18 protein-coding genes and 1 pseudogene are annotated in these 18,409 nt (G+C 30.9%); 7 read left to right on the top strand and 12 right to left on the bottom strand.

Going from position 1 to position 18,409, the window contains the following annotated elements:
- Positions 1–3: 3 nt before the first annotated feature.
- The 8 genes from LUU93_RS01055 to LUU93_RS01020 all read right to left on the bottom strand — a co-directional run bounded on the left by LUU93_RS01055 (position 4) and on the right by LUU93_RS01020 (position 9,494).
- Positions 4–1,182: a DUF4249 domain-containing protein gene (locus tag LUU93_RS01055; protein ID WP_232676836.1), complete on the bottom strand. Its 1,179-nt coding sequence runs from the start codon at positions 1,180–1,182 to the stop codon at positions 4–6.
- Positions 1,183–1,185: 3 nt separating this feature from the next.
- Positions 1,186–3,975, bottom strand: a complete 2,790-nt coding sequence (locus LUU93_RS01050) for a TonB-dependent receptor (RefSeq protein ID WP_232676828.1) — start codon at positions 3,973–3,975, stop codon at positions 1,186–1,188.
- 5 nt (positions 3,976–3,980) lie between these two features.
- Entirely contained in the window at positions 3,981–4,724 is a 744-nt protein-coding gene (locus tag LUU93_RS01045; protein ID WP_232676812.1) for a hypothetical protein, read from the bottom strand.
- A 191-nt stretch (positions 4,725–4,915) separates the two neighbouring features.
- Entirely contained in the window at positions 4,916–5,167 is a 252-nt protein-coding gene (locus LUU93_RS01040; protein WP_232676809.1) for a hypothetical protein, read from the bottom strand.
- A 188-nt stretch (positions 5,168–5,355) separates the two neighbouring features.
- Positions 5,356–6,102 (bottom strand): LytR/AlgR family response regulator transcription factor, encoded by a 747-nt coding sequence (locus LUU93_RS01035; protein WP_232676806.1) that lies wholly within the window; start codon positions 6,100–6,102, stop codon positions 5,356–5,358.
- Position 6,103: 1 nt separating this feature from the next.
- On the bottom strand, positions 6,104–7,738 hold the full coding sequence (locus tag LUU93_RS01030; protein WP_232676802.1) for a tetratricopeptide repeat-containing sensor histidine kinase: 1,635 nt from the start codon (positions 7,736–7,738) through the stop codon (positions 6,104–6,106).
- 205 nt (positions 7,739–7,943) lie between these two features.
- The gene (locus LUU93_RS01025) at positions 7,944–8,336 is read right to left on the bottom strand and encodes a hypothetical protein (RefSeq protein WP_232676799.1); all 393 of its coding nucleotides are present in this window, start codon (positions 8,334–8,336) and stop codon (positions 7,944–7,946) included.
- A 195-nt stretch (positions 8,337–8,531) separates the two neighbouring features.
- Positions 8,532–9,494 carry a hypothetical protein gene (locus LUU93_RS01020; RefSeq protein ID WP_232676796.1) on the bottom strand — a complete coding sequence of 321 codons (963 nt, stop codon included), beginning with the start codon at positions 9,492–9,494 and terminating at the stop codon, positions 8,532–8,534.
- A gap of 103 nt (positions 9,495–9,597) precedes the next feature.
- Here LUU93_RS01020 and LUU93_RS01015 point away from each other — a divergent pair, with 103 nt between their 5' ends.
- From LUU93_RS01015 to LUU93_RS21865, 3 genes and pseudogenes are all read left to right on the top strand, one after another.
- Positions 9,598–10,431 (top strand): LA_2272 family surface repeat-containing protein, encoded by an 834-nt coding sequence (locus LUU93_RS01015; protein ID WP_232676794.1) that lies wholly within the window; start codon positions 9,598–9,600, stop codon positions 10,429–10,431.
- Positions 10,432–10,442: 11 nt separating this feature from the next.
- Positions 10,443–10,580, top strand: a complete 138-nt coding sequence (locus LUU93_RS01010) for a hypothetical protein (RefSeq protein WP_232676793.1) — start codon at positions 10,443–10,445, stop codon at positions 10,578–10,580.
- Positions 10,580–10,696 (top strand): annotated as a pseudogene (locus LUU93_RS21865) (CDP-alcohol phosphatidyltransferase family protein); the annotation flags it as partial. The gene LUU93_RS01010 and the pseudogene LUU93_RS21865, both read left to right, overlap by 1 nt.
- A gap of 72 nt (positions 10,697–10,768) precedes the next feature.
- Here LUU93_RS21865 and LUU93_RS01005 read toward each other — a convergent pair.
- The 4 genes from LUU93_RS01005 to LUU93_RS00990 form a co-directional block, all read right to left on the bottom strand.
- Entirely contained in the window at positions 10,769–12,913 is a 2,145-nt protein-coding gene (locus tag LUU93_RS01005) for a polyribonucleotide nucleotidyltransferase (protein WP_232676791.1), read from the bottom strand.
- Between the two features lie 165 nt (positions 12,914–13,078).
- The gene (gene rpsO, locus LUU93_RS01000) at positions 13,079–13,345 is read right to left on the bottom strand and encodes a 30S ribosomal protein S15 (protein ID WP_125723301.1); all 267 of its coding nucleotides are present in this window, start codon (positions 13,343–13,345) and stop codon (positions 13,079–13,081) included.
- Positions 13,346–13,561: 216 nt separating this feature from the next.
- Positions 13,562–14,257, bottom strand: coding sequence for a toxin-antitoxin system YwqK family antitoxin (locus LUU93_RS00995; RefSeq protein WP_232676781.1), 696 nt, complete (start codon positions 14,255–14,257; stop codon positions 13,562–13,564).
- A 35-nt stretch (positions 14,258–14,292) separates the two neighbouring features.
- Positions 14,293–14,748 (bottom strand): XrtF-associated fRMsr-like GAF protein, encoded by a 456-nt coding sequence (locus LUU93_RS00990; protein WP_232676779.1) that lies wholly within the window; start codon positions 14,746–14,748, stop codon positions 14,293–14,295.
- Positions 14,749–14,819: 71 nt separating this feature from the next.
- On the opposite strand from LUU93_RS00990, the gene xrtF reads away from it, so the two are divergent.
- The 4 genes from xrtF to LUU93_RS00970 all read left to right on the top strand — a co-directional run bounded on the left by xrtF (position 14,820) and on the right by LUU93_RS00970 (position 18,357).
- Positions 14,820–15,356 (top strand): exosortase family protein XrtF, encoded by a 537-nt coding sequence (xrtF, locus tag LUU93_RS00985; RefSeq protein WP_232676777.1) that lies wholly within the window; start codon positions 14,820–14,822, stop codon positions 15,354–15,356.
- Positions 15,346–15,792 carry an exosortase F system-associated membrane protein gene (locus tag LUU93_RS00980; protein WP_232676767.1) on the top strand — a complete coding sequence of 149 codons (447 nt, stop codon included), beginning with the start codon at positions 15,346–15,348 and terminating at the stop codon, positions 15,790–15,792. Before xrtF ends, LUU93_RS00980 begins: the two co-directional genes overlap by 11 nt.
- A gap of 46 nt (positions 15,793–15,838) precedes the next feature.
- Positions 15,839–16,237: an HYC_CC_PP family protein gene (locus tag LUU93_RS00975; protein ID WP_232676759.1), complete on the top strand. Its 399-nt coding sequence runs from the start codon at positions 15,839–15,841 to the stop codon at positions 16,235–16,237.
- A 113-nt stretch (positions 16,238–16,350) separates the two neighbouring features.
- Complete coding sequence (locus LUU93_RS00970; protein ID WP_232676756.1) at positions 16,351–18,357, top strand: TonB-dependent receptor plug domain-containing protein; 2,007 nt, start codon at positions 16,351–16,353, stop codon at positions 18,355–18,357.
- Positions 18,358–18,409: the final 52 nt, after the last annotated feature.

Genomic DNA, 18,409 nt, shown 5'->3' with positions numbered 1-18,409 from the left:
TTTTTAATCTACCCAAAACGTTGGTTTTACATTTGATGCAATTGTGGTACAATCTCCGCATGGTGTATTTACCCAATAATAGAATCTCCCATTTAAATAATAGCTGATTTTATCCATCATTAAGTCGTCATAAAAACCGCCGGAATGTGTACATGGATCAGGACTGAAAGGATAGTCAGCATAGCAAAATTCCTGACAATCCGTATAAAAAGGAGGGGGAGCTTCACCAAGAAATAAATCTGCATAATTAAAATAAATTCTTTCAATTGATACAGATGCTACATCAAAATATCCAATAATTTTATCGTTTGTATTTTTTATAGATTTTAAATTACCCAACACAATTCCGGGTTGTGTTGGAGATAAAATACTTGCACTTCCGGATGTTTTTTTTAGGGTGCTGTAATAATTAAATGCTGCTAAACTTTCGACATATTGTTTTACCAATATACTGTATCTGGTTGTGATTATATAATCCTGATCGCTTATAAACCGAACCAGATAATCAACACGATCTTCTTTTAAATCAGTGGTACTTAATAAAAGCAGGTTTGTGTTTTTTTTATTTCCATAACAAATTCTTGTATTAGGATCATTTTCAATAAAAGTCAGCGCTCCATTTGCATTGATAACTGCTTTAGTACGAACCCACTTTGGGGCTATAACTTTGTATGTCTCTTCATATTCATATCTGTAATAATGCGATTTATTGCCGGAATCAAAGCTATTTACTCTAATGCCGACTCCTCTTTTATCGTCTTTATCTTTTTCTATAGCTGCTTTAACGCTTTGCATTGGGGTCACGGTCGAAAGTATTTCCGGAGATGACTCAAAAGATCTGCCGTCTTTCGTGTTAATATGTAATTGATACTGCGTTCCGGGTACGGCCTGAAACGCTGCGGTCGATACATATTTATCAGACTGATCTTCAAAATCATATCTGTTTCCTGAATTGTCGGTTATGTAAACTTCAGCTCCGCTTTCAGGAAGATACTTTTCATCTTCAAATCTCGCAGATTTAGTAAGTTTTATTTCCTGAATTTTAAGCTCATTTGTTATTGTAGTTTCTACAACTAATGCTTCCTCGTAAGTATTCGTTAATAACGGATAAGTTTCTGTACAGCTATTCAAAATAAAAGCTGAAAAGAGAAAAAGAATACTATATAGTTTATAATTTTTCATTTATTAAAATTTAAAATTATAAGTAATACTTGGAACAGGAATTGAGAAAATAGATGTTTTATATCCTTTTACTTTTCCATTTTGATCAGTTACAAAATAAATTGAATATGGATTATTTCTTCCTAAAACATTATAGATTGAAATGTTCCAGAAACTATGTGCTAACTTTTTAATTTTATGATTTCCTTCGATGTTAAGACCAATGTCTAAACGAATATAATCCGGAATTCTATAAGCATTTCTGTCGCTGTATAATGTATATTCTGAATTTCCATATTGAAACGTTCCAATTGGATACGTAATTGGTCTTCCTGTTTGGTATAAGAAGTTTGAAGATAAACTATAACGTTTTGTAAATTTATAATTTAAAATTGCACTTAAATCGTGAGGTTTGTCAAAATTTGCCGGGAAAAAGTTACCATTGTTTACAATTTCAGAACTAAACTGACTATCAAGTTTTATTAAAGTACGAGAATAAGTATAACCAATCCATCCGTTTAACCTTCCTGTTGTTTTCTTTAATAATAACTCAACTCCATACGCTTTTCCTTCACCTTGCAGTAATTCTGTTTCGACATTTTGATTTAACAGAAGCTGTGCCCCAACTTTATAATCAAGAATATTTTTAGATTTTTTGTAATATCCTTCTAAGCTAACTTCATATTCTTCATCTTTTAATGTTTTAAAAAGACCTAAAGAAACTTGCTGTGCAGTTTGTGGTTTTACGTTAGAATCAGATAATTTCCAGGTGTCTGTTGGAGATTGTGTTACATTGCTTGATAAAAGATGAATATATTGACGTGTTACATCATAACCCGCTTTTATAGAAAAATCTTCTGTAATAAAATAACGAGCAGCCAAACGAGGTTCAAGTCCGCCATATGTTTTTATTACTTCGTTTTTTCCGTAATGTGTTGTTCCGGTTACGGTTTCGTCGCTTAAAGGCAGACCGGCCTGATAAGAATTTACATCTGCTTCTCCTAAAGAGGCATAATAGGAATATCTTAATCCTAAATCAATTAATAGTTTATCACTAAATTTATAACTATCGGCTAAATAAATGGCTGATTCGAGTGCTCTTTCTTTTTCAATATCCGTTGAAATTAAAGTTGCTTCAGGTTTTTTTGGATGCTGATAACCTGGCGAAATGTTATATAATTTACTTGCAATACCATAAGATAAAGTATGTTTTGGATTAAGCTGATAATTCAGTTTTAACTGCAATTGAGATTCGTTTACTTTATATCCAAAGTCAAATGAATTGATGTCGTTTGAATCATAATCGATGTTAAACTTGTATTCGCTGTTTGTAAAAATTAAAGCTGCTTTGCTTTTTTTGCTAAAAGTATGATCCCATTTTAAAGAAGCAAGTCTGTTGCTGTATTTATAAATTGAATCTGAACTTAAACTAAAGCGATCGTGGCTGTAATAAGCAGTTGCTTCAAGATTATTGCTGGCATTGATTTGATTGTTATATTTAAGAATTCCGTCATAAAATCCTGCCTGACTGTTTTTAAGATTTTCATCGTCAAGAGATTTTAAAATCCAGTCCGAATACGTTGCACGACCTCCAAAAATAATACTTGATTTATTTTTCTGGATTGGTGTACTAAGCGTTAAATTTGATGTTATAGGTCCAATTGCTCCTTCTCCTGAGAATTTTTCCGGATTTCCGTTTTTGGTTGTAATGTCAAATACAGAGGATAACCTTCCTCCAAAATCTGCCGGAATACTTCCTTTATAAATATCTGCTTTTTTTGCTGTATAAGGGTTTATAGCCGAGAAAAACCCTAAAAAGTGCTGCGGATTGTATAAAACAGCATTGTCTAAAAGAATAAGGTTTTGATCGTCTTTTCCGCCTCTTACGTTAAATCCTGCAGATCCTTCTCCGGTAGTTTTAATACCAGGAAATGTTGTAGCAACTTTTAAAATATCTCTTTCTCCAAGAATTAAAGGAACATTTTTAATTCCTTCAATATCAATAGAAACTAACCCTGAAACTGTAGTTTCAGTTGTTTTTTGTCCTTTCTTTTTAATTACAACTTCATCTAATTGATTTGATCTCTCATTGATACCAATATCAAATTTACCATCATCATAAACCATTAAAGTTCTTACAACCTCTTTGTGGCTTAGAGATTTAACTTCAATAACATTTATTCCTCGCGGAAGCTGTAAAGTATAATTTCCATCAAGATCACTAGATGTATTGATGCTTTTTCCTCGTACTTTTATATAAATGTTTTGTTCTGCTTTTCCTGTTTCTTCATTTCTTACAGTACCAGAAACAGTATAATTTTTCTTAACAGAATCTTTGTTTTCTTTTCCGATAAATATGATCGAAGCTTTTTTTGTTACGCTATAGCTGTTTAAAGAATCATACTGCTGATAAAAAACCGGATTGTCTGAGTGATCATTTCCATTATTTTGATTCGTCGTTTCGACAGGAGCATCGGTAAAATAATTCGATGGTAAAGTATCATGAATTGTACTGTTAAGCGTTAAAATCACTTTGTTCTTCAGTACAATATAATTCAAATCAGTTTTGCTTAAAATTGAATTTAGGACATCATCAATTTTTGCATCAGTATAAACTCCGGAAATCAATTCTTTGTTTGAATTAACCCAGGTTGGATCAAAGTAAAATTTGTACGATGTCGCTGTTTCAATACGTTTTATTGCATTTTCTAAAGTTTCATCTTTAAATGTAATTGATAATTTCTCATTCGAGTTCTGCGCTATAGACAATTGAAATGAGAATAAAATAACAAAGGCGAGTAAAATTTTTTTCATTTGTCTTATTTAGTTTGAATTGAAAGAGAATTAGAAATGTATTTCATCAAATTTTTCATAAATTGATTTAAGTCAGATTTTTGCAGTTCTCTATTCATTAAATAAAACCCATTGATTTGTTTTTTTTGTTCAGGGAATAGTTTGATAATATCATTTTTGCCCTTGATTACAGAAATATTGTTTTTTAGATCAATAAAAAATGAATTACTTTCTTTGAAAGTATAGAATACGCCGTTTTCTAATACTGTTTTTTGAAGGTCTTTATGATGCTTGATGTAAAATGTAAAACCCGGTGCAATTTTACTTTCTTCATAATAACCAGGGGTAAGTTCTGGAACTGTTTCAATTTTTTTGTCGATTTTGACAAAATTTTTATCCTGGACAGTAAAAGATTCAACTTTGTTTTGAATAAGATTTATTCCAATATTTTCAGATTCTCCGTATGGATTTAAAACTAAAATATCTCTGTAGATGTCATATTTAAGTTTTACTTCATAATATTTTTGCCCCTCGTAATTGATTTTTCCAATTTCATATTTGTTTATTAAATACAAATGGCTGTCTCCAATTGTTCTGTACGGATTAATGTGTGGTGTTCCGTTATTAAGATCAAGATTATCTTTTCCAACAGTTTTGTCAAACCAATTGTAAATATTTACATCATTATTTGTTTGACTATGAATAATATGAATGTTTAATAATAACCCAAATAAAATAAGGAAAACGGATTTTTTTTGATAATTTTTCAAAGGATTTGATGGTTTTAGTGATTTGCTTTGGGGGGTTTTCAAATTTATTAAAAAAAGGTTATAAACAAAACACATATCTGTTAAAATGTGATAATTTCTTATTTTATTAATAACAAAAACCCTAAATCATCATTGTGATTTAGGGTTTTTAACGAATAATTTGATTGGAGTTAGAATTGTATATTTAAGTTTCAATCGTAGAAATCATCAGTCTTATCAAGGATTTCGTCGAATATTTTTTTTAGCGATCTTATATAAATTGGAAATGCAACGGCCAGTAAGATATATTCTAATCTTAAAACTGTAACATCGTCTAAAATTTTATATAAACAAGGAATAATAATAGCCAAAGAAACAACAACTCCAACCCACGGATTGTTTTTAATTTTCTTTATAGTTGGTAAAAGTTTCATTTCAGGGTTTCTCGTTAACGCTATCTTCATCTATTTTTATTTTGATTTAGGAGAGATAAAAGTAATTTTGATCTCATTCTATAAGTGTGAAAATGTCACGAAACCCTTTTTCTGTGTCATGAATCCCATAAATTGCTTGCTGCCTTAAAGTTTTTTCTTTCAAATAAGCATAAAAAAATCCTCCTGAAAAGAGGATATAATTTTGAGGTGAAATATAATTAAGATAAAATATTCATCTTTTTTATAAAATCTTTGTAGGTATCACTCAAATTTATTTTATGATTTCCTTTGAGGATAATAAGGTTATCTGCAAGAATAATTTCTTCTATCTTATCCGTATTTACGATCGTATTGCGATGCGTTTTTATAAATTTATTTTTGTCTAATAAATCGCTGATTTTAGTCAATGAAATTAGGATTACAAATTTTTCTTTTTCGGTTATAATATTGCAGTAACGTTCTTCAACTTCAATATACAGAATGTCTTCAAGTGCAACTTTTTTCAATGAGTTTTTCTTTTTAATAAATAAAGAATCATTACTGATAACTGTATTTTGTTCTTCACTCAAAAAGACATTGGTCTGCTCATAAAACTTTTCGACGGCCATTTCTAAGGCATACAAAATTTCAAGTTCATTAAAAGGTTTCATTAAAAAGCTGAAAGGTCTGGTAAGTTTTGCCCTTTCAAAAATCTGGCGATCCTGAGAACTTGTTAAAAAAACAAATGGTTTAGATGCATGAGGAATTATATTAATAGACTCTGCAAAAGTTATTCCGTCAGGTTTTCCATCCAGGAAAACATCAATTATAATTATATCAACAGGCTTTTCATAAAAAAGTTTTAATGCATCTGTATAGTTTGCGGCAACTCCGGCAACATTATAATTGTTGTCCAGCAATACTTTTACAAGTTCATCACTCTGCTCTAAAGTATCTTCTATAATTAAAACATTAATATTATCCATTTCATTTAGTTTTTGGGAACGTTAATATCATTTTAGTCCCTTTATTGAGTTCGCTTTCGATATTAAACGTTCCAGAGTTTTTCTTTATCATTTGTTTACATAATTGTAAACCCAAACCAGTACCTATAATTTCTGAATTGCCTTTTTTGGCCAGTAATTCGCCTTCATAAAGCAATTCCTTAATAGTGTTTTCATTCATTCCAATTCCGGTATCCTGAATTATAACCTGACAAAAATCAGAGTCTGTTTCATTTGCCGAAAAGGTAATTTGTCCATTTTCATTAGAAAATTTAATGGCATTGTCCAGTAAATTTCTAAATACAATTTTTAAAGAATCAAGATCAACAAACAGAAAGATATTTTTTGAAACTGAATTTTCGAATGTAATAGATTTATCCAGCAATAAAGGCTTATAATTATATTCAATTTGTTGTACAACAGAATATAAGTGAACAGATTCCTTGTGAAAATATAATTGTTTTGTCTGCAGTAATGCCCAGTGTAATAAATTATCTAATAAACTATAAGTGCCGTTTGCAATACTGCTATTCTGAATAATTAAATGATTTAACTCGTCGTAGTTTTTATTTTCAAGTGTAGCAGATAATTTAGAATTACTGTTTTTTAATGCATTTACAGACGAACGTAAATCATGACTTACAATAGAAAACAGCTGGTCTTTTGTTGCATTGAGTTCGTCGAGTTTGTTTTTTTGGCGTAAGATGGTTTTTCCATTTTTTACTTTTTGTGCATATAAATAAACTCCGCCGGTTAAAATTAATAAAAGACCAATAGCCGAGAAAAATAATGTATTACGCTGTGCATTTTTTAGCTCATTTTCTACTTCGAGTACTTTAATTTGTTTTTGTTTTTGTGCTACAGCGAATTTTTTTTCGTAATCTGCCAGAGCCCAAATTTTGCTTTGATTGTTTAAGGAATCTTTCCATTGAGCAGATTCTTTTCTGTAAAACAATGCCTTCTTAAAATTGCCTTTATTTTCTTCAACAACAGACATGTTTAATGAAGCTTTTCTCTTTATGTCAAAATCAACTGTTTTTTTTGATAAATCATATGCTTTTTCAAAATAAGGAATTGCTTGTTGGTCTTTATATTGAATATAGTATAAGTTCGCAATATCATTATAAATGCAAAATAAATTTATAATGTCTTTTTCTATTTCCAGAATTTCTAAACTTTTAAAAAGATACTCTTCCGCTTTAATAAAATCATTTAGGTGTAAATGACAAATTCCTAAATTTTGATAAATAAGACTAATTTTTAAGCCTTGTTGATTTAAGGATTTAAGTTTTTCTATTTTTTTGAAATATATAATTGCTTTTTCAAATTCTTTTAACTCTATTGAAGCATCACCTAAGTTTTTGTTGACTAAAGAATAGAACGTGAATTTTTTAGAAATTAAGTTTAATTCAAATTTTGCTTCTTTAAATAATTTTTTTTCAATAAAGCTATATCCCCTAAAAAAGTGACAATAATCTGCGAGTTCTTTATTTTTATTAATATTTAATTGTTTCATAGAACTGACCAAAGTCGAGTCCCAATTTTTTTTAATAAAAAAGTTAGAAGCTTTGCTAAAATTCAATTCATTTTTGAATTCAATCTCTTTTTTCTTTAGCACTTCGTTTAACTGTTTGTTTGACGATTGAGAAAACAACAAGAAAGGAGAGCAAACAATCAATAAATTTAAAAAAAATCTAATAATAAGCATTACTCATTTTTTGTTTAGAATTTAACAAGAAAATATTATATAATGAGGAAACATCGTTTAATGGATAATTTATAATCTCAATAAACGATGTTAGTAAAATATCTATTGTGAGGGTTTAACGACCTACAGATGTCTCTGTTCCTCTAGATGTTTCAGGATCAATATTTCTTAAATATGACATTACAGTAGTAATATTTTCAACACTTTCAGAAGCATAATCTATTTCAATATACCATACATCGTAAGTATCCGGTGTTTCTTCATCCCAGTCATAGTCAAAATAAATTTCGACAGTGTTAAGATGTTCTGTTAGTGTTCCAACTACCGGATTTTGCGAATCTTTAGAGTTAATGTATACAGTAGCACAAATTTTTAATGTTTTTGATCCTTCATTTTCGTAAATTTTAGCTGAAGCCAAAGGCGGAACCGGAAAAGTAATATTCACTTTGTCTGTAAAAGAAAAAGGTTCTGAGTTAATTCTTGTGATTTGAATGACATTAAAGTCCATAATAAGGTTTTTAGGGTTAATAATTTTATTTTTGGTGGGTTAAAGATATTTTATTTCTTTAAGAAAATATAAGGATTGTCGTGTTTTTTTTGTTAAATCATTCATTTATTGCTGTTCATAGATATAAAATTATAATTTGCTTTAAAAAAAATGAAAAAACCAGGAAATAAATTGTTGCAGATACGGCTTAAAACATTAAAATAATAAATCGACTTGCGAATTAATCTTTTCGAGATAATAATCTATTTTTCGAATGGCACGATTAAAGAAAAGATTTTGTTCTTTAATTCCTGATTGCCCTAAGGCTATTGAGTTGATAATTTGCTGTTTAAAAAACTGGTGCACATTTTTACAGCTGTCTTCATTGTCTGTAATAAAATAACCCAAGAGAGTATAAGGAACAAACATAGTTAGTTTTTCTTCCGTTTCTATGAGCATGTTATTGTTCAATAATATTAGTTCGTTATAATAAAGAGCAAAGTTATTATTAGGATCATTGCATTTTGCTTGTATTAAATTTAGAATTCTCTTTAAGTCTTTACAAAGTGCATTGGCATTTTTTAAATTTAATAAGCCGGCTTCATAAAAATAGAGAATCTGCTGTAAACTGCTATTTATGGTTGTGTCATTCCAGATTTCATTTACAGCAGTGTTTTCGTATGCTTTTTTTAAGGTTTGCATATACTCGGTAAAAGATTCTTCAATCACAAAATTTTCGAATGATACTTTTTTTTGATTTGTATTTAAAAGATTCAGCCATACAAAAGCTTTAAATTTTGACAAAATTGTTCCATCCATAAAATAGAACAACGGAATATCCTTGGCAGAATAATAAAGTTTTGTTTTGGAGTTCTTTGTCAATATTTCAACTTGCTGTGCTGATGCTTTAAAATATTGAAGCATATCTTTTAATGATTCAATCTCAATTGTTTTTTCTACAATAACTTTTTCTTTTTGAGAAAATAAATTATCCAATGAAATATTAAAATGATTGGCCAGTATGATGGTTTCATCAATAGAAAATTTACTCTTTTGTGATATCCTTCGATGCGATGCATCATAACTGATTTCCAGAATAGAAGCAATCTCATCTATCAAAGAATTTGATTTAGAAATTTTACTTCTAATAGCTTTTAAAAATGATTCCTGATGTTTCATAATTTGCGATAATCGCAAATATAATAAAATGTTTTATTGTTTTGTGCAAATTGATATGTGATAAATGCAATAGGTTTGTCCTGTAATTTTAAAAAGAAACAGTATGAAAATGATAAATCAAGTTAGGATTGTCAATTCTTTTGGCAGTTTTCACAGTGTACAATTTATAAGTCTTCTCTTGTTTGCCACCTTTTGCTTTGGACAGGATGGTTCATCAAAAACCGTTGATACTTTGGCTAGTAATATTTCGGCAGGCCCTTCTGTAGAATTTGATGGAAAAGATATTGATCTGCACTATTTCAGATGGAAATCTAATAATGGCTTAAGGAATGACAGCATAAAGATTTTTAGCCTGTCTCCAATATCCAGAAGAGTAAATAAAGTAAATGGTTTTGCTTTGGGAGTAGGGCATTATGAGAATGAAAAAATTAAACTTCAAATAATTAATGGATTAAATGTTGAGGCGAGTCCTTTGTCAGTAGCTTTATTTACAATTTCGATTAATGTTCCATTTGAATCTTTTTTAGTTGGAATTAATGATAATGTTATTAGTAACGTAGCTTTTTTTGATGACCGAACCGATACTTATATTAAGATAAATGGTTTAAACATCAGTTCAGGAGGATTTATGGGTGGTGCAGAATTAAGAGGGATAAATATTTCGATAATTTCAGGAATGAATAAAATGAATGGATTTTCTGTTGGAGGGATATTGAATACGAAGAGCTTTTCTGGGGTGAGTATTTCGGGTTTAGCAAATATATCTGATTCGGGAAATGGAATTCAAATTGGGTCATCAAACGTTTCCAGACGACATAACGGAATTCAGATCGGATTGTTTAATAATTCTAAAGAATTACGAGGAATGCAATTTGGTCTTTGGAATACAAACGGAAAACGTAAGCTTCCTTTTTTTAACTGGCAGTTTAAGAAATAAAAATAAAACAAATGAAAAATATACCAATCCTGCTTATCGCTTTCAGGCTTTTATTAGGGCCAATTTTAATAATGCTGACTTATAATTTTGGAGCCGAAATTAGAAAAGAACTTGTTGTTTTAATCTTTTTGGGATTATTGGTCATATAGATGTTTTACTTATCATCTTAATTCTTCCAAAATGGACATTTGATGTTCCCAGTTGTTATCATGCCTATTTGATTCGTAATAAAATTCCTTTCAAGAAGAATAAGCTGTTTAATTAAATTTAAAAACCCCAACTCAAATAAATGAGCTGGGGTTTTCTATGAATAAACCTTTAGTAAACTAAGATCTGATTACTCTTTTTTGTCCTCGCGCGGAGGTCTTGGAACAAGTGCTTTTTTAGACACTTTTTCTTTTTTGGTTTTAGGGTCAACTCCTAAGTATTTCACTTGGAAAACATCTCCCATTTTAACTACATCGGCAACATTTTCAGTACGTTCCCAAGCAAGTTCAGATACGTGAAGCAATACTTCATTTCCTGGTGCAGCAGTATATTCTACAACAGCTCCAAAATCAAGCATTTTGATTACTTTAACTTCGTAAGTTTCTCCTAATTGTGGTTTAAAAGTAATAGAAGCAATTTTTGCTAATACTGCTTCAATTCCAGCGGGATCTGTACCTAAGATTTCGATAACTCCTTGCTCATCAACTTCATTAATTACAATAGTTGTTCCAGTAGCTTTTTGTAATTCCTGAATTACTTTTCCGCCAGGGCCAATTAATGCTCCAATAAAGTTTCCAGGAATAGTTCTGGTGATGATTTTTGGTGCGTGTGCCTTTACATCTGCTCTTGGAGCTGCAATAGTTTCAGTTAATTTACCTAAAATATGCATACGTCCGTCACGAGCCTGGTTAAGCGCCTGCTCCATAATATCATAACGTAACCCGTCAATTTTGATATCCATTTGACAAGCTGTGATACCGTCAGCAGTTCCGGTTACTTTAAAGTCCATATCTCCTAAGTGATCTTCATCACCTAAAATGTCTGACAATACAGCAAATTTCTCTCCGTCAGTAATCAATCCCATAGCAATTCCAGAAACTGGTTTTACCATTTGAACACCAGCATCCATTAAAGCCATTGTTCCAGCACAAACTGTTGCCATAGAAGAAGAACCGTTAGATTCTAAAACCTCAGAAACAACACGAATTGTATAAGGACAATCAGCAGGAATCATATTTTTTAATGCTCTTTGAGCTAAGTTACCGTGACCAACTTCTCTTCTTGAAGTTCCTCTTAATGGTTTTGCTTCACCAGTAGAGAAAGGAGGGAAGTTATAGTGTAAGTAGAATTTTTCTTCACCTTGTTCAGACGGAGAGTCGATTTGGTTTGCTTCTCTGGAAGTTCCTAAAGTTACAGTTGCCAAAGCCTGAGTTTCTCCACGTGTAAATAAAGAAGAACCGTGTACAGATGGTAAATAATCAGTTTCACACCAAATTGGTCTGATTTCTGTAGTTTTTCTTCCATCTAAACGAATTCCTTTTTCAAGAATTACGTTACGAACAGCTTCTTTGTTTGTTTTGTAGAAATATTTTCCAACTAAACCAGCTAAATCTGCGTTTTCAGCATATTCTTCTTCAGTAAATAAAGCTTTAGCTTCTTCTTTTACAGCTGCAAATTTTTCGCCTCTTTCACTTTTTCCAGAAGCTTCTTGTGCAATTGCATAACATTTATCGTAAGCGGCAGCTTTTACTTTAGCGTAAACAGCTTCGTCTTCAACTTCGCCTTCGTACGTTCTGTATTCCTGAGAGCTAAGTTTTGCTCTTAAACGCTGCTGCGCTTCAATTTGAACTTTAATTGCTTCGTGAGCAAATTTAATTGCTTCAACCATTTCAGCTTCAGAGATTTCTTTCATCTCACCTTCAACCATTGCAACAGAATCTAAAGAAGCACCGATCATCATATCGATATCAGATTTTTCTAATTCAGCTCTGCTTGGGTTGATTACTAATTTTCCGTCGATACGTGCAACACGAACCTCTGAAATTAAATTGTAAAATGGAATATCTGAAACTGCTAATGCTGCAGATGCTGCTAAACCAGCTAATGCATCTGGCATAACATCGTCGTCATGAGACATTAATTGAATCATAACCTGAGTTTCAGCATGGTAATCGTCTGGGAAAAGCGGACGCAATACACGGTCTACTAATCTCATTGTTAATACTTCGCTGTCACTTGGTCTGGCTTCTCTTTTGAAAAAACCACCTGGGAAACGTCCCGCAGCAGCAAATTTTTCACGGTAATCTACCGTTAATGGTAAAAAATCAACACCTGGGTTAGATGTTCTTGCAGATACTGCAGTTGCTAAAAGCATACAGTTTCCTAAACGTACAACAACTGAACCATCGGCTTGTTTTGCTAATTTACCAGTTTCGATTGAGATGCTTCTTCCATCTCCTAAATCGATAATTTCTTTTGAAACTTGTGGAATCATAAATTTTTCCTTTTTGATTATACAATGGGTTTTAGTTGTGTTGTAGTTGTTGTTGTGTGTAGTTGTTGTTATCTAAAACCCAATGAAAAACCAAACTTTTTTTCTTGTAAATGCTTGTAATGTAAAAACAAAAAGAGGCACTCTCGCACCTCTTTTCTATATTGATTATTTTCTGATATTCAATACTTTGATAATCTCACGATATCTGTTGATCTCTTTCTTTTTCAAGTAATCCAACAAAGCTCTTCTTTTACCTACTAATAGTACAAGAGAACGCTCAGTGTTGTAATCGTGGCGATTTTTTTTCAAGTGTTCAGTTAAGTGAGTAATTCTGTAAGTGAACAATGCAATTTGACCTTCTGCGCTTCCAGTGTTTGTTGCACCACCGTGTTGTGCGAAAATCTCTTCTTTCTTTTCTTTAGTTAAATACATTCCAATATTATTTAATGATTTTTATGTATGTCATACATCCTTTGTAAGACGGGTGCAAAATTACATCTTTTTTCCGAAAAAATAAATTTAAACTTTGAAAATTTTAATAATTAGTCAATTTCAGGTAAAAATAATCCTTTTTTGCTGATTTTAAGGCAGTTTGATTTTAAATACAGCTATTTGTGATTGGTTTGAAGATTGATTTTAAACAAAAATCTATTTTGATTTCTGAATTTTTTTGCCTGTTTCCTTTTCATTTAAGGAAGAGTAAGAAAGTTTTATATTGTTTTCGTCTATACTCATTCCTGAAATTAGAATTCCCTGATCATAATTATCTGTAAATGAAACTTTACGTAAAGCATCGTTTCCTGTCCAGACACCTTGTTTTAAACCATTTTTGATCATTCCTTTTTGGGCAACAAACTTATCATTTTCTTCATATTCCCCATTTCCATCAACTACGGTTTGATTTTTATTTTCATCCCAAAAATTAAGGATTAAAGTTTGAGCTGTTTTGGTTTTAGGATTCCACGAATTCTGTTTCTCAGACTTTTTACTTTGGTTTTCATACCAATTAATCTCTTTACCCACTTTATGATCGTCAGAATAATTTACTACTGATTCTTTCGATCCATTTTTGAAATAATAAATAAACTCTCCATCCTTTTTTAAAATGTCTTTATCTAAAGTGCAGCCCGTCATTTTTTTTCTTCCGTTTTTGTAAAAATCAGTTACAACGTAGCGCGCGCTTTTTTGAGAATAATTAGTAATTACTCTGGTATAGACATAGTTTTCGGGAGTAGCTTCACGATTTAATGAGTCAAGGAAAATTTTCTTTGAAACAACATTAATCTGTCCAAATAGATTGACTGAACTTATAAGAAGAAATATGATGAATACATTTTTTTTCATTCAGATCTATTTTTGATACATTAAAAATAGGTCTTCTAGAATAACTTCGCAACTTCTTGGTTAACAAGCTCCAAAAATCTTTCATCAGCTTCTGTAAACGGATCAATTACGTGGCTGTCAATATCGATTTGGCCAATATTTACTCCATTTACAAAAAGCGGAACAACGATTTCAGATTTTACTGTTAAACTGCAGGCAATATAATTGTCTTGTGCTTTTACATCTGGCACAACAAAATTAGCATTGCTTTCAGCAACTTGTCCGCAGATTCCTTTCCCAAAAGGAATAACAGTATGATCTGTTTCAGCCCCTACATAAGGGCCTAAATGAAGTGTTTTATTTTCGTGATTTGCAAAATAAAAACCAACCCAATTGTAATATTCTACATTTTCGTTTAATAATTGGCAGACAGCTAGTATTTTTTCGTCTCTAACTTTTTTATTATCAGATACTATAGCACTTATTTTTGGTTGTAATTCTTGAAATGTCATGATTTGAAAATTTTATACAAAAGTATTTAAAGCTGAACTCAAAAAATACATAAATTTGAAAAAAAAATCTGTTGAAAAAATATCTAGCCCAATTCAAGCCGTTTTTAATTTTTATAGGTACTTTTTTTGCAGCTTACATTGCATTAACGCTATTATATAAATTTTATTTGAACAGCTTTAAAGCTGATGAAGTCGACGGAATTACAAATTTGGTTGGCCGTAATGTCGAGCAGCTGCTTCATGCTTTTAATTTTGATATAAAAGTTCAAAAAAGCTTTTCCAGTTCCTGGTTAGAAGTTCTATATAGCAATCATTACATTGTTAGAATTATAGAAGGCTGCAATGCTGTAAGCGTTATTATCTTATTTATTTCTTTTGTGCTTGCATTTTCGGGTAAGTTTAAAGTTACCTTATATTATATCCTGTTTGGAATCGTGTTTATTTATATTTTAAATATTGCCCGAATCGCTTTATTGACAATTTTGTTATTTCATTTTCCTGAAAAAAGTCATTTTTTGCACGGCGTCCTTTTTCCGTTAATTATTTACGGAACTGTTTTTATTTTATGGATTATCTGGGTTAATAAATTTTCGAAATATGCTAAATAAAATAAGAGAAGAAAAAAATAAAGTTTTCATTTCGATACTTGTTATTTGCTGTTTCGGGTTGATAAGAGCCTTTGAACGTTCTATCTTTTATGACCCGTTTTTAGATTATTTTGAATCGGATTTTAATAATATCAAATTACCAGAAGTTGATTCGTTAAAACTTTTCCTGAATCTTTTACTTCGGTTTGTTTTAAATACTGCTTTATCTCTTATTCTGATTTATACGCTTTTTAAGGATAAAGGAATTTTAATTTTTAGTTCCTTTTTATACACTTTTTTTTCAGTAGTTCTTTTCGCAATGTTTTTTATAATTGTTGAATATTTTCCAGAGAAAAGCTGGCTGTTGTTTTATGTTCGAAGATTTATTATTCAGCCCATATTTGTACTTTTGTTTATTCCGGCATTTTACTACCAGCTTCAGAATTTAAAAAAATAACATTTTATTATATTTTTATCCAAGTCTTTTTGAATACTTTTGCAGTATGAGTTTAAAAAAGTGCACAATATTATTTTTAGCGTTCCTATTGTTGGTTTCCAACACGGGGTTTGCTTTTGATGTGCATTATTGCGGAGGAAAAATAGCTTCTGTGTCTTTAAATACTTCAGCTTCTGTATCACCTGAAAAAAAATGCTGTGGGGCAAAAGAAGAGAAATCATCTTGCTGTAAAGACAAAGTTGTAAAATTTGAAAAAAAATCAAGCGATGCAACTTTTAAGGTTTTCTTTTTTCAGCTTGCATTTCCAGCTGTAATTCAGGAATACAAACCTATTGCGTTTTTGTCAATTCCAAACTTCAAAAACAATCAGGTTATTTCGTATTATTCTGATGCAAATTCGCCCCCCTTATTTAAGCTATATAATCAATACATTTTTTATTCCTGATTTTAATGTTTAGAATCAAGCCTTCTTTATAAGGTTTGTAATAGACTGTTGAACGTTTCTTCTTCGTGAGAAACTTAAAAACAGAATTTCTAAATAACATTAAAATCTTTTTTATGTCAAATAATATCGTGCTTTTTGTGATGTTTTTGCTTTCGGTTTCTGTGTTTTCACAAGAAAATCTAGAGGAAGTAAAAATTACAAAAAAGCAAAAAGGAATTACAAAATCCTATACCGTTACCGCAAATACGTCTTTAATTACTAGTAAAGAACTCTTAAAAGCAGCATGTTGTAATCTTGCCGAAAGCTTTGAGACAAATCCATCAATTGATGTCAATTTTTCTGATGCTTTAACAGGAACGAAACAAATCAAAATGCTGGGCTTAACAAGTCCGTATTTAATGATAACAGAAGAAAATATTCCTTCAGTTCGCGGAGCGTCACAAGCTTATGGCTTGTCTTTTACACCTGGAACCTGGATCGAAAGTGTTCAGATTACCAAAGGTGCCGGAAGTGTTATTAATGGTTACGAAAGTATTTCGGGACAAATAAATACCGAACTTTTAAAACCATTAAGTGATATTCCATTTTTTCTGAACGCTTATGGGTCTACCGATTCCAGATTTGAATTGAATACGCATTTCAATAAAAAATTATCTGATAAATGGGCAACAAGTTTATTTGTTCATGGAAATGCGCGTGTTGCTAAGAACGACATGAACGATGACGGTTTTTTAGACAATCCGTTAGGAAAACAAATAAATGTTTTAAACCGTTATCAATATTATGATCCCGAAAGTGGTTTGGTAAGTTTTATCAATTTCAGATACATGAATGATAAAAAACAGACCGGAGAAGTTGATTTTGATAAAGACCGTGATCGAGGAACTACCAATCATTGGGGTTCAGAAATCAATACAGAACGTTTTGATGTGTCTACGAAAATAGGATATGTTTTTAAAGATATGCCCTATCAAAGCATCGGATTTCAAAATGCTTTCAATAGTCATAAACAAGATTCATATTTTGGTTTAAATCAATATGATATTAAGCAGAATAGTTTTTATTCGAATTTAATTTTTAATTCGATTATCAATAATACGATGCATAAATTTACGACTGGTTTAAATTTTTCATACGATCAATATCAGGAGTTTGTAAATGTTACGGATTACAGTAGAATCGATAATTCGGTTGGAGCATTTTTTGAATATACTTATGACAATACAGATAACTTCAGCATAATTTTAGGAGGAAGAGTAGACAATCATAACCGTTTAGGTTTTTTTGCTACACCGAGACTTCATGTGAGATACAATCCCTGGAAAAATGGAGTAATTCGTTTCTCTGCCGGAAGAGGAAAACGTTCGGCTAATATTTTTGCCGAGAATCAGCAGCTTTTTGCAAGTTCGAGAACATTTTCAATTTTAGATAACAGTGGAAAAATCTATGGATTAAATCCGGAAATTGCATGGAATTACGGAGTTAGTTTTTCGCAGAAATTTAAACTTTTTGGTAAAAATGCCGATGCCGGATTTGATATCTACAGAACCGATTTTCAAAACCAGGCCGTTGTAGATTTAATGCAGAGTCCGCAGGAAGTTTTGTTTTATAATCTAAAAGGAAGTTCTTTTGCTAATAGTATTCAGATTGAATTTAATTATGAGCTAATTCACAACTTAAATTTAAGAACGGCTTATAAATATTATGACATACAAACAGATTATTTAAGAGGAACTTTTCAGCGCCCGCTTCAGGCAAAACATCGTTTTCTGGGGAATTTAGAATACGAAACAAATTTAAGTAATGGCAGGCAATGGAAGTTCGATTATACCTTTAACTGGTCTGGAAAACAACAGCTTCCGTACACAGCTTCAAATCCTGCTGAAGATCAATTTCCTGATTTCTCACCCTCGTATGTCGTTATGAATGCTCAGGTTACAAGGATTTTCTCGCCAGTTTTTGAGGTATATATTGGAGGAGAGAATATTGGAAATTACAAACAGCAAAAAGCAATTTTAGGAGCAAATGATCCTTTTGGACCAAACTTTGATGCTTCTGTTGCTTATGCACCAATTTTTGGACAGATGTATTATGCAGGATTACGTTTTAAAATAAAATAGGTATTTAATATCAATATCAATATCAATATCAATATCAATATCAATATCAATA

This window comes from Flavobacterium soyae (genome assembly GCF_021245985.1).
Taxonomy (GTDB): Bacteria; Bacteroidota; Bacteroidia; order Flavobacteriales; family Flavobacteriaceae; genus Flavobacterium; species Flavobacterium soyae.
This window is presented reverse-complemented; position numbering and strand designations above follow the sequence as displayed.